Raw genomic sequence first — 14,808 nt, forward strand, 5'->3', positions numbered from 1 at the left:
TCGACCGACGGCTCTTTGGACCTGCCCATGGCGTCCATTGTGCGGCCAGGGTGGACCCATGGACACCCCTTCCGCATCCTTCGCGCCCCTGGTCCCCGGCATGCTCGGGATGGTGCTGGTCGGCAGCAGCGTCAGCGTGTCGCACGCGCTCGTCGATGCGCCCCTGTTCACCGCCCAGGCCGTGCGCTACGCGGCCGCGACCGCGATCCTGCTGCTCCTCGCCCGGCTCGCCGGTACCCGCCCGGTCCGGCCGCGCGGGCGGGAGTGGTTGTGGCTGGCGGGGCTCGCGGTGACAGGGCTGGTGCTGTTCAACGTGGCCGTGGTGCGGGGGGTCGCGCACGCGGAGCCCGCGGTGATCGCGGTCGCGGTGGCGTCGGTTCCGGTGGTCCTCGGGGTCCTGGGTCCGCTGCTGGAACGGCGCGCTCCGAGCCGGCGGGTGCTGGTGGCGGCGCCCGTGGTGGTGGCGGGCGCGGTCCTGGTGGAAGGCACGGGCCGTACGGATGCGGCCGGAGTGGCCTGGGCGGCCCTGGCCCTGGGCTGCGAGGCGGCGTTCACGCTGCTGGCGGTACCCGTGCTCGGCCGGCACACGCCGTGGGGGGTGTCGGTGCACGCGTCGTGGCTGGGCGCGGTGCTGTTCGCCGTCCTCGGCGTGACACGCGAAGGCCCCACGGCGGCGGGTGAGTTGACGCGAGCGCAGTGGGCGGCCGTGGGCTACCTCGCACTGCTGGTCACGGCGGTCGCCTTCGTGCTCTGGTACTCGACCGTACGCACTGTCGGCGCCGGTCGCGCGGGCCTCCTCACGGGCATCGCCCCGCTCGCGGCGGCAGCGGCCGGCACGGCGACGGGCACAGGGGTGCCGGGACCCTCGGTGTGGCTGGGGATCGCGGTGGTGATCGGGGGACTGGCCGGGGGGCTGCGGGCGTCTCGGGCTCACCGCGCAGGCGACTCCGTGGACGCCGCGCCCAGGACCGCACCCTCGCCCACGCCGGCGCGCTCCAGGTAGGCACAGAAGCGACGGCCGACCGGAACTCGAGCCGCGGTGGCGCGCCGGGCGCTTGTCGAGATCTCCGGATGGCGGCCAACCGGATTCGGGGCAGGAAAGACCGGGGGCACGGTTTCCTTCGAGTGGTTCGGTGTCTGGATGGACGGTGGTCGCGAGGAGCCGTCGGCGGCCCGCTGGGATACGGTCCCGCGGCACCAGGGGGTGATCTGCACAGGGTGGTCATGGAGGCACAGACCGACTCGGGGCTGACGGTCACCGTCGAGGCCAAGGATGCCGTCGACCGTTGACCGCCTGGCGCTGACCGCCGAGCCACGGGCGCCGACCGCTCGGCGGCCCAGCGGCCTCGCGTCGGGCCGGCTCACAGGCGGCTGTATGTCCCGATGTCCTCGGTAAACTCCTCCAGCGCGCGGGCGGTGAGCGTCGGCCGGGTGTCGGCGATGGCCGTCATGAAGTCGTCGATGCCGGGCGGCCGGCCGCCGCGCTCGGTGATCTCGCGCTCGAACGCCGCCTGCGCCCCCTTGCGCGCGGCGAACTCGATGTCGGCCGGAGTGAACAGCTCGCTCGCCGCGACCAGGCGGCCGATGTCCACTCCGTCGCCGGCCGCCCTGAGGTAGCGGGCCCAGATCGCCGCGCGGGCCGTCGGGTCCGGCGGGCCGATGGGGATGACGTAGTCGAACCGGCCGGGCCTGAGGAACGCCGCGTCGAGGGAGCGCACCGAGTTCGTGGCGCACACCAGCATCCGGGCATCGTGTTCACGGAAACCGGGGATGATCTTGAGGAGCTCGTTGGTCACCCCGTGTCCGGGATCGACGGCCTTGCCGGACCGCGCACCGGCGATCTCCTCCACCTCGTCGATGAACAGCAGCACCGAGTCCAGCTCGGCCAGCTCCGTGAACGCCTCCCGCAGCGCCGCCGCCAGGCCCTCGCTGGTGTCGGCGGCGAGCCGGGACGGGAACAGTTCCACGAACGGCCAGCCGAGCCGGGAGGCCACCGCCTTGGCGAAGCTGGTCTTCCCGGTGCCGGGCGGGCCGAAGAGAATGACCGCCTTGGGCGGGGCCACACCGTAGCGGTCGGCCAGCGCCGGCTCGGTCAGCGGCAGCACGACACGGCGTTCGACGACCTGCTTCTCCCGTTCCATGCCGGCCATGGTGTCCCAGAGCCCGCCGGGCAGCATGCGTCCGCCGAGCGCCGCGAGCACGTCGGCGTTGTCGGCGCCGGGCGGTTCGAGCTTCTCGTAGTAGGTCAGGCCCTCGCGGAGGCGGTAGCCGGAGTTCTCCAGGGCCTTGGTGCCGGCGGCGCCCGCGGGCAGCAGCGCGCTGACGTGCCTCACCCCCAGGGCACGCAGCCGGCGCTCCAGCTCGGCCAGGAGCGCGCTGCCGATCCCGCGCTCACGCCAGCGGGAGGCCAGCGCCACCAGGACGATCCACGCCCGTCTGCCGTCCGCCTGGGCCACGGCCATGCCCACCAGCTCGTCGCCGACCAGAGCGACCACCGCCGGCTGACCGGCCTTGGCCGCGGCCATCACCTCCGAGACCGGGAACACCGACTCCGCCTCGGCCTGGCGGCTCTGGTCCCAGATCTGGATGGCCTGGTCGAGATCGTCGTCGTGATAGTCGCGCAGATGCCAGGGGGGCATCGCCACCACCTCATCTGGACCGGGAGTTCCATTCTCCCTCCGGAGCCCCGCGCGGACGCGCGGACGCAGCGGTGGCCGGCGCCCGAGTGGAATCCGTCGCGGTACGTGATGAGACTGGCTAGTACCGCAACGGTGCTTGCTCTGATTGATGGCCAGATCAGGGGCTGTGGCCGTCCATGGCGGCACTCGGTGCGGGTGCAGCCGTAGTAGGCGCACGATGCCTGACAGTGCCGGACCGACGCTCGGCGCTGCGGCGCAGCCGGCACGGCGAAGCGCGATGGCTCGGGAGGGGCCTATCAGCGGTGGTGCTCGGCGCTGGAAGCGGTAATCGGCATCGCCGGACTGGCCACCATCGCCGGCTGACAGCCCCCGCCCCGGGCCCTGCCTCGGCGCGGTCACCGCTGAGCGTTCTCCCCTTCGTCTGACGGCCGCCGGCCTGCCGGGCTTTCCCACGAAAGCCCGGCTCCGGCATTTTCGGCGCCACGGACAGTGCTTCCGTCACAGGTCCGAGTACGCCGGTCGGGGCAGACCGTTCTGGCGGAGCATTCGGCCACGCGACTCACCGGCGTCCGCCAAATAAGCATCTAGGGCACGAAGTTGGCGCCGTGCCGTCCACGCCACGCGCGCCAACGCGTCAGGGCACTCGCAGGCCGCCCGCAGGCAGGCCCAGCTCCGTTTCCGTGAGCGTGCGGGCAAGGTCGGTGAGGGGCTTCATGCGTTGGTCGGCGCTGGTGTTGATGTATGCGCTGGCCCCGTCGACAACGGCGAGGACGCGTACGGCGGCCGCCCACGGATCCGCGCAGCGGAACACCTGCTCCGCCACGCCTCGCGAGATGATGTGTTCGATGCGGTGGCACCAGCGCAGTTCCTGGCTGACGACCTGCTCGTGGAGCACCGGACGGTAGCGGGACAGGTGCCGCGCGTTCAGCCAGAGCTTGCTGACGTTGTCGAACTCGGCGCCCGAGATCAGGGTGAAGAAGCGCTGCAGGGCGCTCAGCGGGCCGCCGCCTTCGGGCTCGGCCGCCGCCTCGGGCAGGAGACCCTCCAGCTCCGCCGTGGTGGCGCTGGTGAACGCCTCGGCCACGAGTTCCTCGACCACCGGGAAGTAGTGGTGGATGAGTCCCGACTGGACTCCGAGGCCGTCGGCGATTCGCTGCCGGGTGACGCACTCCAGGCCTTCCTCGAGGCCGACCTGCGCGGCCGCTGCCACGATCTCGCGACGGCGCTCGGCCGCCGATTTGCGGACTTGCTTCCCAGGGCCCCTTGACGTCATGGCGGAGATGCTATTGGCTGTGCAGCCAAATAACAATTGGCTCCACAGCCAATAGCTGGTCGCCGCCCGTATGGCTGCCGGTTCCTGACAGCCGCGCAACCGGCAGGAACGGCAAGTCGGCAGCCGACCTCCACCAGGTGAGCGCCGTCGCGGGACGCGCGCCAGTAGCGATGCCAGGAGACGAACGTGGACCACGACCGCGCCGATGCCGGCGAGCTGGCTGAATACGGCTACGAACAGGAGCTCAAACGCACCCTGTCCGCGTGGGCCGTGTTCGCACTCGGTTTCGCGACGATCTCCCCGGTGGTCGGCATCTACGCCGTCGTGCAGCTCGGGTTCGTCTTCGCCGGCCCCACATGGATCTGGGCGGTCGTCGTCGCCTTCCTGGGTCAGCTGCTGGTCGCCACGGTCTACGCCGAGCTCTCCTCGCAGTTCCCGATCACCGGCGGCGTCTATCAATGGGTCCGCCGGCTGGGCGGACCACGGCTGGGCTGGCTCTACCTCGCCTCGGCCGTCGCTTCCCTTACCACCGTGGCCTATCTCGGCGCCGGCTGGCTGCACATGCTCTTCAGCGACTCGGAGCTGTCGACGCCGACCCATGTGCTGCTCGGGGTGGTCTTCATCGCCGTGGCGCTGGGCATCAATCTGCTCGGCGTCGACCCGGTCAAGCACTTCCTCAACGCGGGCATCGTCGCCGAAGGCGTCGCCTCCATCGCCGTCAGCGTGTTCCTGCTGCTCTTCGCACGCCACCACGGCTTCAGCATCCTGTTCGACACCCTGGGCGCGGAGTCCGCCTCGGGCGGCTCCGTCGTGGCCGGGTTCGTCACGTGCCTGGCCGTGGCCGGCTGGGCCTTCCTGGGGTTCGACGCGACCACGCAGGTCGCCGAGGAGACCGAGCAGCCGCGGCGCAGCGTGCCCCGGGCCCTGCTGCGCTCCTACATGTTCGTGGCGTTCACGGTGATGCTGACCTCGATCGCGGTGACGTTCGCGCTGCGCCGCCCGGCGGACACCGTCTCCGGGAAGACCGCGGACCCCGTCTTCGACGCGGTGACGCGGAGTCTCGGCGGCTGGAGCGAGAAGCCGTTCATCGTCGTCGTCCTGGTCGCGTTCTTCGCCTGCGCCATCTCGATCCAGACCTACATCGGGCGGGCCGTCTACGCCTTCGCGCGGGACCGGCAGCTGCCCTGCTCCGCCCAGCTCGCCAAGGTCGGGGAACGCCAGATCCCCTGGGTCTCACTCGTCGTGACGGCCGTCCTCGCCGGCCTCGGCCTCCTGCTCGGGCTCAACGGCAACGCGGCGGCCACACTGATCGCCTTCGGATCGGGGGGTTTCTACTTCATCTTCCTGGCGGTCGCCCTCGTCGCGCTCCTCGCCCGCCTGAGCGGCCGCTGGAACCCGGCGGCGGGCGACTTCCGCCTGGGCCGAACCGGCCTGGTGATCAACGTCCTCGCCGTGGTGTGGCTGGTGTTCGAGGCGGTCAACATCGCGTGGCCCCGCGCCGAACTCGCCCCGCCGTCAGGCAACTGGGTCCAGGTCTGGGCCGTGGTGCTGGTCTTCTCCGCGCTGCTCGTCGTCGGCCTGGCCTACGTCGCCGTCGCCAAACCCCACACCCGGCTCACCCCCGAACCGTCGACCGAAGAAGTTGAGGCTCTCTGATGTCCGCGCACCTCTCCCCGGCGGTCGCCTACGACCCCGTCGCAGGACTGCACATCCGCCGGATCTCCCACCGGCCCGCCGGACCGGGCGAGGTCGAGATCGACGTCCGCGCCGCCGGGGTGTGCCACTCCGATCTCCACATCCTGACGGGCCACTGGCCCAGCGACCGCCCCCTCGTACTGGGCCACGAGGCCGCCGGTGTGGTCACGAACGTGGGCGAAGGCGTCAGCGCCGTGCGCCCGGGCGACCATGTCGTCCTCTCCTGGTTCGCGCCCTGCCGCCGCTGCCGCAAGTGCCTGGCCGGCATGGCCTGGCTGTGCACCGGCACCCAGGCCGTGGCGAACACCCTGCCCGACGGCACGACACCCATCACCGACGCCCACGGTAAGGAGGTCTGGCCCTACCTGGGGCTCGGCGCGTTCACGAGCCGGGTCGTCGTTCCCGAATCGGCCGCGGTCAAGGTCCCCGAGGAACTGCCCTTCGGCGTCGGAGCCCTCCTGGGCTGCTCCATCTCCACGGGCATCGGCGCGGTCATGAACACCGCCGGGGTGCGGCCCGGTGAGTCCGCGGTAGTCGTCGGCGCCGGAGGAGTGGGCCTGTCCGTGGTGATGGGCCTGCGTCTGGTGGGGGCCGACCCCATCGTTGCCGTCGACCTCTCGCCCGAGCGCCTGGCCGCCGCCGAACGCTTCGGGGCGACCCACACCCTGGACGCCGCCACCACCGACGTGGCCCCCTGGTGCCAGAAGGAACTCGGCGGGGCCGACTACGCCTTCGAGGCCATCGGCAGCCCCAAGGTCATCGAAACCCTCCCGGCCATGCTCACCTCCGGCGGCGCGGCCGTCCTGGTCGGCATGGCCCCCGCCGACGCGACGGGCGCGTTCGACCTCTTCGACCTCGCCGACCAGGGCAAGCGCATCCTCGGCTGCAACTACGGCTCCAGCGTCGGCGCGATCGACATCCCGAAGCTGGCCCGCCTCCACCTGGCCGGCAGGCTGCCACTGGACGAGCTGATCGGCAACGTCCGCCCGCTCGACGAAGCGGCCGCCGCCTTCGAGGACCTCAGGTCCGCCGTCGGCGCCCGCACCGTCCTCGAACCGTAGGACTCCGCGGCCCGTCCTCGAACCGTAGGACTCCGCGGCCCACCCTCGAACCGTAGGACTCCGCGACGACTGCCTCGCGCGCACCTGGATGCGAGGCCCGCTCGCCCCCCTGCCCACGCTCCCCGAACCATCTGGAGACACGATGTACGCCGTCACCGATCCGTCCACCGGCACGACCACCCAGACCTACCCGACCGCCACCGACGCCGAGGTGCTCGCGGCGGTCGACGCCGCCCACACGGCCACCGCCTGGGGACGGAGCACCACCGTGGCCGAGCGTGCCGCGCTCCTGCGCCGGCTCGGGGACCTGCACGCCGAGCACCGCGCCGAACTGGCGGCCGGCATCGTGCGCGAGATGGGCAAACCGCTCGACGAAGCGGAGGGCGAGATCGACTTCTGCGTCGACATCTACCACTACTACGCCGACCACGCCGAGGAGTTCCTCGCCGACGAGGAGCTCCCCGTCACCTCAGGCCCCGGCCGCGCCGTCATCCGGCGCGGCCCGGTGGGCGTCCTGCTCGGCATCATGCCGTGGAACTTCCCCGCCTACCAGGTCGCCCGGTTCGCCGCCCCGAACCTCGCCCTGGGCAACACCATCGTCCTCAAGCACGCCCCGCAGTGCCCGGCCACCGCGGCCCTGCTCGAGCGACTGGTCGCCGAGGCCGGCTTCCCCGCCGGCGCCTACGTCAACGTGTACGCCACCAATGAGCAGATCGCCGACGTCATCGCCGACCCGCGTGTCCACGGCGTGTCCCTCACCGGCTCGGAGCGGGCCGGCGCCGCCGTCGCCGAGATCGCCGGGCGGCACCTGAAGAAGGTCGTCCTAGAGCTCGGCGGCTCCGACCCGTTCATCGTGCTGTCCACCGACGACCTGGACTCCGTGGTGGACGCGGCCGTGTCCGCTCGCCTCGACAACACCGGCCAGGCCTGCAACGCCGCCAAGCGGTTCATCGTCGTCTCCGATCTTTACGACGCGTTCGTGGAGACCTTCACCGCCGCACTCCTCGCCCGTCAGTCCGGGGCTCCCTTGTCCTCGGTCGCTGCGGCCGACACCCTCGAGCGCCAGGTGGCCGCCGCCGTCGCGGAAGGCGCGACCCTACACAGCCAGGGCGAACGCAGCGGCGCCCACTTCCCGGCCGGAGTCCTCACCGGTCTCACCACCGAGCAGGCCACGGCGCGCCAGGAACTCTTCGGCCCGGTCGCCATGGTGTTCCGGGCGGCCGACGAGGAAGACGCGCTGCGGATCGCCAACGACACCCCGTACGGTCTCGGCTCGTACGTCTTCACCACGGACCCCGCACAGGCCGCCCGCGTCGCCGACGGCATCGAGGCCGGCATGGTGTTCGTCAACGGCGTCGGCGCCGAGGGCGCCGAGCTGCCCTTCGGCGGCATCAAGCGCTCCGGCTTCGGCCGCGAGCTGGGCCGCCCGGGCATCGAGGAGTTCGTCAACAAGAAGCTCATCCGCACGGTCGCGTAGGCAGCAGTGGGCCTCGGGGCCGCGGTCGGACAGCCCAGCCAATGCTGTGGCCGCCTCCTCGGTCCCGAGCTTCTCGTACGCCGCGGCCGCACCGGCGAGCGTGGCGAGGGGTGCCTAGGCGTGCACGAGCCAGGGCCGGCTGCCGCGACTACGTCGACAGGTGCTGCCGGAAGAAGGCGGCCGCCTCCCTGCCGACCCACACGCGGGCAGTCGGGTCGGCAGGTTTCGGGGCGAAGAAGTCGTCGTGGCGGACAGCGGGGCCGGCCGAGGCGCCGCTGGCGGTGGGTGTGTGCTCCAGGTACGGCCTGGTGTCGACGTCGTACGGGTTGACGGTGTCCGCTCCACCCCAGCGGATACCGACAGGCACCCGCACGGTCGCCAGGCTTTCCGGCGTCACGAGACCGCCTGCTCCGGGCGCTACTTGGAAGACCGCCCGTACTCGGGGATCCGAGAGGTCTGCCGCTGCGGCATCCAGCGCACGCGGTGACCACTCGTCCAGTGGACGCTTCTTCCGCAGCGCTTCCAGCGCGCCGGGGAATTCCGGGATCTCCGGCAGCGGGATCGTTCCGCTCAGTACAGCCCACAGGATCCGCGGATCGATACGGGCCCCCGCAAGGGCAGCCGCCGTGTAACCGCCGAGGGAAAACCCCGTCACACCGACCGGGCCCAAGAGCTGTTCCCGGGCGAGTGCATCGAGGGCGAAGGAGACGTCCCGGGGCCGTTCCCAGATGTGGAGGAAGCCCTCAGGCTCGTAGCCGTCGACGAAGTTGTTGCCGTGGTGATCAAGAGCAACGACCCGGAAACCGGCCTCGTGCAGTGGCCTTACCAGCCACTCCATGCTGCTGCCCGAACCTCCGGTGCCGTGCGAGACGACCACCAGCGGAGCGGGCGCGGTCCGGGGGCGGTCCGGGTCCCACAGGTAGAGCCGGACAGGGCGCGGGCGAGTCGGATCCCGCAGGTCACGCCGGGACTCGTCGTGCAGGACACGTATCAGTGGCTGGCCCTGTCCGGAGATCGTCATGGCGACATCGTAGGGAGGTCACCGGAAGACGGTCGGCGTCGGCTGGTGGGCGGGGGAGCGCGGCCGTCTGGGCGGGAAGGAAACGCCCACGGCGGACGGCTGGTCAGCAGCCATGCTCAGCCTGGAGATGGTGTAGGCCCGGGTCTTCGACGATGAAGTGCGGTCGCTGGCAATGGAGTTGCGCTCCATTGCGGGCGAGTGTGTGGGATCACGACGCGGTAGCCCGCGTGCTTCCGACTTTGTACTGAGCCTGGGCGGAGGTGAGCGGGGTGGCTGGCAACGTTTCCTTGTGCTGATGGGGTGCGCTGTCGTGGGGGTGGCTGGGTGGGCTGCTGGCTGGCCTGGGGGTCGGGGTGGCTGTCGGTGGGTCGGTGGGGGGTGTGGGTGTGTAGCACGGGGTGGGGGGTGGGGTGGGGTGCGACGCGCGGGGGTGGTGGGGTGAGGTGGGGTCGGGATGTCACCCGGAGAGGCTAATAGTACGTCAATCTGCTTTTTGGGGGTGGGGATGTGATGTGGTGTCAGGTGGGGGTTGGGGGGTGGAAATTCCCCTGTTCGGGGGTCTGTGGCGGGTGCTTGGACATGCCCGGTTTTCGGGGTTTGGGTACGTTCTTGGTGGGCCGGCTGAGGGGTCGGCATCTGCGACAGGAGATAGTGAGATGAAGCTTCGTTCGACCGTGGTCACGGCTGCTGTGTCGGCTGCCGCAGCGTTGGCCGCGACTGGGATGACCTACGCTTCGGCTGCGTCTGCTGCGGCGCCTCAGGAGGCTCCGGCCGTGGTTGCCGCTGCTACCGGTGGCGGCAACGGCGGTAACAACAACGGCGGCGGCAACAACAACGGCGGTAACAACAACAACGGTGGCGGTAACAACAACGGTGGTGGCAACAACCACGGTGGTGGTTACAACAACGGTGGCGGTAAGGGTAACGAGGGCCGGGGTGACGAGGGCCGGGGTGATGAGGGCCGGGGTGGTAACGACCGGGACGAGGACAACGAGGACCGGGGTGAGGAGGGGGGTCGTATCCAGATCAACGAGCGGTCCTACTCCGCCCATGCCGGTGACTGCATCACGGTGGTCAGCGGTCTGGGTGCGAAGACCCTGAACATCCGCAACGAGAGCCGTAAGACGGTCGAGGTCTTCCGTGGGGCCGTCTGTGACAACGGTGCGCCTATCGCCACCGTGGGACGCCACAGCTCCGCCTACGGGGTGCGTCCGGGCTGCGTCGAGGGCGTCGAGGTCGAGGACGGTGTGCTGGCGAGCTTCCGGGTGGTCAAGCGTCACCACGACGAGTACTAGTCCGCGGCCGACTGTGTGACCTGTGGAGCCCCGGCCCGCCGGAATCGGGCCGGGGTTCCAGTGTGACGCAGGTGCGGGGCGGCCACGCCCCGCGCAGTCGTTTTCCCGGGTGCCGCCGGGTGCCGGGTGCCGGGTGGCGCCGCGGGGTGTGGGGTGTGGGGTGCGGGGCGTATGACGTCCGGTGTCGTGGCCGATACCGGTATGTCGGTAACCGGTGTGCGCAGCCCACAGTGGTACCCGAGGCGGAGAAACCACAGCCGCTTCCCCTGTGAGTCCGCAACCCGGTCCGGCGCTCGGCCGTCGGCACCGCCCCCAGCATGTCCGTCCCCGGCGGGCGGCGGGGCGGGCGTACGCGTGCTGCACGGTGCACACCCGCAGTGATCCCGCTCGGTCGTGCGGGCCGCTTTTCTTGTCCGCCGTCCGCCGTCCGCCGTCCGTCGTCCGCCGCCTGCCGTCCGCTGCCCGCTGTCTGCCGCTCGCTGTCTGTCGTCTGCTGGCAGGGGGTGCGCAGGCCGGGGGTCGGGCCTTCTTGTGTGTGGTGGGGGAGGGGTGGCTGCGGTCGGCCGGGGTCGTGGTGCGGGTCGGGTGCTGGTGCGGGTGACCTCGTTGTGCGCCGTTTCGGGGGGCTTGTAGGGCGGGAGCTGGTTCGTGCAGGGGCCGGGCCGGGGGTGGGGTCGGTGCGGTGGTTGGGGGTGTGGGTGTGGGTGTGGGGTGGTGTCACTCGGATGGTCTATGTGTTTGCGGTTCGGGTGTGCGGTGTTCGCCTGTTCGGGTCATGGTGGAAGCGGACCGACAATCGCTGCGTCCTTCCCGTGAGGGAGGCGTCATGTTCGTGTTCGCCTTGTTCGTCCCGGTTGTGCTCATGCTCATGATGTTCGCGTTGGATGCGTTCGAGGATTTTTTGTTTCCTCCGCCGTCTTCTCCTCCTGATCCGGTGCCGGAGCAGCTCGAGGAGCCGTCCGTGACCGAGTGAGGCCTATGTCCGTGGTCGCGGTCCGAGTGAGGCCTGTGCGTGTCCGGCCCGGCCCTGGGCCGGTCCGGTCCCGCTCAAGCCCTGCAGGACCGGGATTGTCCGGTACGCGCGCCGAGGCGGCATCGGACACCACAGCCGTGCCTGCACCTCGCCGGGGTGCCGGGGCTGCCTGCTGGGGGCCGGTGGTTGTCGGTGTGTCAGGGGGTGTCAGGGGGTGTTGGCATGGTTGGTGTTGTGACCGGCAGGTAAGTGGGCCGGGAATGGGGAGAGGTGCCCGGAGTGGTTGATCGGGGGTCCAGTGGGTTCGCCTCACGGTCGGGCCCCTTCGGGGGTCTGCGCGGGTTTGAATCCTGCTGTCTCCGCTTCGGGTTCGTGTGGGAGCCGGTATGTCGGCTTTCCGGATGTGCGGGGCGGCCGGCGGGGTGCTGCCCGGCTTTTCTTGCCGGGTGGCCTGGTCTTTCTTGCCGGGGCTGGTGGGGGCGGGTGTGTTCACGGGTGCCTTGGGGGGTGTGAGGGCTGTGTGAGGCCGGTGCAGCGGGAGTCGTCCGTTGGGTGTTGTGGGACTGCGGGAGCCGGTCTGGCCCTGGGGTTGTCCGGTCCGGGCTTTGGGATGTGTGGTCCGGTCAGTTTCAGGGTTGGTTGCGTCACCGGGGGAGCGGCGTCGTGGCGGTGGCGGTGGCGGTGGTGGTGGGGGGAGGGGGGCGGGGTTTGGTTGGGGGTTCAGGCGATGAGTAGGCGTAGGCCGAGGTCGGCTGTGTCGAGGTCGGTGAGGTGGGTGTTGCGGTGGGTCCATCGGCCGGAGTGGAGGTCGTGGGCGAGGTTGTGTACGGCTCGTTGTTCGGCCTGGGGTCCGACTTTGGTCCATACCGACATGGCGTGGCGTTTGTGGGGGTGGAGGTAGGCCGTGGGGCGGCGCCAGTACGCTTCGAACAGTCCGTCGGCGCAGTCCCAGGGGACGGGTACGGGTTCGGTGCGGGTGCCGATGGCGTCGGCCATCGCGGCGAGTGAGGGGAAGTCGGCGAGGACGGCGGCGAATTCGGGTAGGTAGTCGCGGGTGAGTCAGAACCGGTTCTGCCATCCGGGTTGGTCGGTGTCGAAGGTGAGGACGACCACGCGGTGGGCCACGCGTCGCATCTCGCGTAGTCCTGTGAGGGGGTCTTGCCAGTGGTGAACGGTGGAGACGGCCATCGCGGCGTCGAAGGACCGGTCGTCGAAGGGCAGGTTCTCCGCGGTGGCGGCCAGGCATGGTGCTGAGCCGGGGGGCCGTTGCCGGCGCATGACGGGGGAGGGTTCGACCGCTGTCGCGTGGTGGTCGGCGGGTTCGTAGGAGCCGGTGCCGGCGCCGATGTTGAGGATTGTGTGGGCCGGGCCGAGGGCGTTGCGGATCTGGGCGGCGATCCGCGGTTCGGTGCGTCGTGTCGTGGTGTAGGCGCCGCCGATCGTGTCGTACAGCCGTGGGCCGGGTGTCCGCGGGTGTTCCTGCGGTGGCGGGGGTGGTTCCTTCGTGCGTGTGCTGAGTTCGGTGTCGATGGCGGCGGCCATGGCGGCGGCGTGGTCGCGTCGTTCCAGCAGCAGGCCGCGCAGCCGGTGCAGGTGTGCGACGGCGTCGGTGGGTGGGGCGTCCAGTAGGTCCGCGACCTCCCGCAGTCCGAAGCCCAGTCGCCGGTAGGCCAGCGCCTGTCGTAGCCGGTCGATGTCGGCCGGCGCGTAGGCCCGGTACCCGGCCGCGGTCCGTGCCGAGGGGCGGACGAGTCCGATCTGGTCGTAGTGGTGCAGTGTGCGGACGCTCACGTCGGCCATGTCGGCCACGCGTCCCACGGTCCAGTGGTCCTTCACGGCATCGACTGTGCCGCCTGACGCCACGTGAGGGTCAAGGGTGGTCCGTGGCCGGACGGGTGGTGGCCGCGCGTCACGGCCCCACCGGAAGCCGCGGCGCCGGACCGGAAGCCCGCGGCCGGACCGCGCGCGGGGGAGGGCTGGGGCCGGGGGCTGCGGCCGGACCGGAAGCCGGGGCCGGACCGGAAGCCCGTGGCCGGGCCGCGCGCGGAGGTAGGACCGGGGGCCGGTGCCGAGGCCGCGTGCCGGTGCCGGTGCCGGTGCCGGTGCCGGTGCCGGGGGTGGGGGTGGGTGGCGGCCGCGCGCCGCAGCGCACCGGAAGCCGCAGCCGCGGCCGCACCGCGCGCGGCGGCAGGGCTGCGGACCGGGGGCTGGGGCCTGACCACGCGCCGCGGCCGCACCGGAGGCCGCGGCCGGACCGGAAGCCGCGGCCGCGGCCGCACCGCGCGCGGCGGCAGGGCTGCGGACCGGGGGCTGGGGCCTGACCACGCGCCGCGGCCGCACCGGAAGCCGCGGCCGGACCGGAAGCCGCGGCCGCACCGATAGCCGGGGCCGGTCCGCGCGCGGGGGCAGGATCGCGCGCGGGGGCAGGGCTGCGGGCGGGGGCCGGTGGCCGCAGCTGCACCGGAAGCCGGGGCCGCGGGCTGGGGCCGGACGGGAAGCCGGGGCCGGGGGCTGGGGCAGAACCCGGGGGCTGGGGCAGAACCCGGGGGCTGGGGTTGAAGCCGCGGGCCGGGGCCGGGTTGGTCTCGGTCTCGGTCTCGGTCTCGGTCTTGGGTTCGGGGTTGGGGCTCGGGGGCTTTGGGGTGGGGTTAGCGGATGTGGCGGTGCATGGTGACGGTGGGGGTGAAGTCGGCGAGGGGGTCGGTGGTGTTGCTGGTGTGGGGGGCGTGGGCGGCTTCGCGGTCGAGGATGGTTTTGATCTGGTGGGCGAGTTCGTCGGCGCGGTGGGTGATCTGGTCGATGGGCAGGTGGGAGGTCCGAAGGGTGTTGACCTGGTGGTTGATGGTGTTCAGTTCGTTGCGTGCTTGGCGGCTGAGGGTGAGTTGGCGGGGGGTGGCGACGATGAACTGGTAGGCGGCGGAGACAGTTTGGCAGGCGGGGCAGTGTTCGTTGACGGAGCGGCTGAGGTTGGTGGCGTTGATGAGGCGTGCGTTGTGGCCGGCTGTGGTGACGATCTGGTAGGAGAGCGCGACGGAGCGGCAGGGGTTGTCGGGGGTGCAGCCGGCTGAGACGGCGGTGGCCCGGTTGTTGGCGGTGACGGCGATGGTGGGGCCGTACTCGTGGATGGCGAAGGTGGTGTCGGACTGGTTCACGTGGGTCCTGTCTGCGTGGCTGAGTGCGGTGTCGACGGCGATGGCGACGCGGCTGGTGATGCCGGGGTGGCCGGTGGTGGCGCGGGCGGCGGTGGTGACGGCGGTGATGGCGAGGCCGGCGGTGACGGCGGCGCCGAGGCGGACGGCCCGGTGGCTGGTGGTGGGGGTGCGGGGCTTGCGGTGGTGCATGGTCTTCTCCTTGCGGGTCGGGGTCGGGCCCGG

Annotated in this window: 10 protein-coding genes and 1 pseudogene; 6 read left to right on the plus strand and 5 right to left on the minus strand. The window is 71.4% G+C overall.

The features are described from left to right. Nucleotides 1-58 precede the first annotated feature (58 nt). A complete protein-coding gene (locus TNCT1_RS18230) occupies nt 59-1,003 on the plus strand; it encodes a DMT family transporter (protein ID WP_143633231.1) in 945 nt (314 codons plus the stop codon). 358 nt (nt 1,004-1,361) lie between these two features. Here the strand turns inward: TNCT1_RS18230 and TNCT1_RS18235 are convergent, their stop codons facing one another. Together TNCT1_RS18235 and TNCT1_RS18240 are read right to left on the minus strand one after the other, a co-directional pair. After that, nucleotides 1,362-2,639: an ATP-binding protein gene (locus tag TNCT1_RS18235; RefSeq protein WP_143633232.1), complete on the minus strand. Its 1,278-nt coding sequence runs from the start codon at nt 2,637-2,639 to the stop codon at nt 1,362-1,364. Nucleotides 2,640-3,273: 634 nt separating this feature from the next. Then, a complete protein-coding gene (locus tag TNCT1_RS18240) occupies nt 3,274-3,912 on the minus strand; it encodes a TetR/AcrR family transcriptional regulator (protein WP_143633234.1) in 639 nt (212 codons plus the stop codon). 186 nt (nt 3,913-4,098) lie between these two features. On the opposite strand from TNCT1_RS18240, the gene TNCT1_RS18245 reads away from it, so the two are divergent. The 3 genes from TNCT1_RS18245 to TNCT1_RS18255 all read left to right on the plus strand — a co-directional run bounded on the left by TNCT1_RS18245 (nt 4,099) and on the right by TNCT1_RS18255 (nt 8,145). Next, nucleotides 4,099-5,568, plus strand: coding sequence for an APC family permease (locus TNCT1_RS18245; protein ID WP_143633235.1), 1,470 nt, complete (start codon nt 4,099-4,101; stop codon nt 5,566-5,568). Next, nucleotides 5,568-6,668 (plus strand): alcohol dehydrogenase catalytic domain-containing protein, encoded by a 1,101-nt coding sequence (locus TNCT1_RS18250; protein ID WP_143633237.1) that lies wholly within the window; start codon nt 5,568-5,570, stop codon nt 6,666-6,668. The genes TNCT1_RS18245 and TNCT1_RS18250 overlap by 1 nt, the downstream gene beginning before the upstream one ends. Before the next feature lie 142 nt (nt 6,669-6,810). Beyond that, nucleotides 6,811-8,145: an NAD-dependent succinate-semialdehyde dehydrogenase gene (locus TNCT1_RS18255; RefSeq protein ID WP_143633239.1), complete on the plus strand. Its 1,335-nt coding sequence runs from the start codon at nt 6,811-6,813 to the stop codon at nt 8,143-8,145. 148 nt (nt 8,146-8,293) lie between these two features. On the opposite strand, the gene TNCT1_RS18260 is transcribed toward TNCT1_RS18255, so the two are convergent. Then, nucleotides 8,294-9,166: an alpha/beta fold hydrolase gene (locus tag TNCT1_RS18260; protein WP_174266340.1), complete on the minus strand. Its 873-nt coding sequence runs from the start codon at nt 9,164-9,166 to the stop codon at nt 8,294-8,296. 773 nt (nt 9,167-9,939) lie between these two features. Between TNCT1_RS18260 and TNCT1_RS18265 the strand changes: the two genes are divergently transcribed. Together TNCT1_RS18265 and TNCT1_RS35850 are read left to right on the plus strand one after the other, a co-directional pair. Next, nucleotides 9,940-10,461, plus strand: a complete 522-nt coding sequence (locus TNCT1_RS18265; RefSeq protein ID WP_235902695.1) for a hypothetical protein — start codon at nt 9,940-9,942, stop codon at nt 10,459-10,461. 826 nt (nt 10,462-11,287) lie between these two features. Beyond that, nucleotides 11,288-11,434 carry a hypothetical protein gene (locus tag TNCT1_RS35850; protein ID WP_174266341.1) on the plus strand — a complete coding sequence of 49 codons (147 nt, stop codon included), beginning with the start codon at nt 11,288-11,290 and terminating at the stop codon, nt 11,432-11,434. 720 nt (nt 11,435-12,154) lie between these two features. On the opposite strand, the pseudogene TNCT1_RS18270 reads toward TNCT1_RS35850, so the two are convergent. Next, nucleotides 12,155-13,252: pseudogene (locus TNCT1_RS18270) on the minus strand (MerR family DNA-binding transcriptional regulator). Between the two features lie 830 nt (nt 13,253-14,082). Next, the coding region (locus TNCT1_RS18275; protein WP_235902697.1) for a hypothetical protein at nt 14,083-14,808 on the minus strand (726 nt) is incomplete at its 5' end.

Origin of the sequence: Streptomyces sp. 1-11, assembly GCF_007176755.1 — a bacterium.
Lineage (GTDB): Bacteria > Actinomycetota > Actinomycetes > Streptomycetales > Streptomycetaceae > Streptomyces.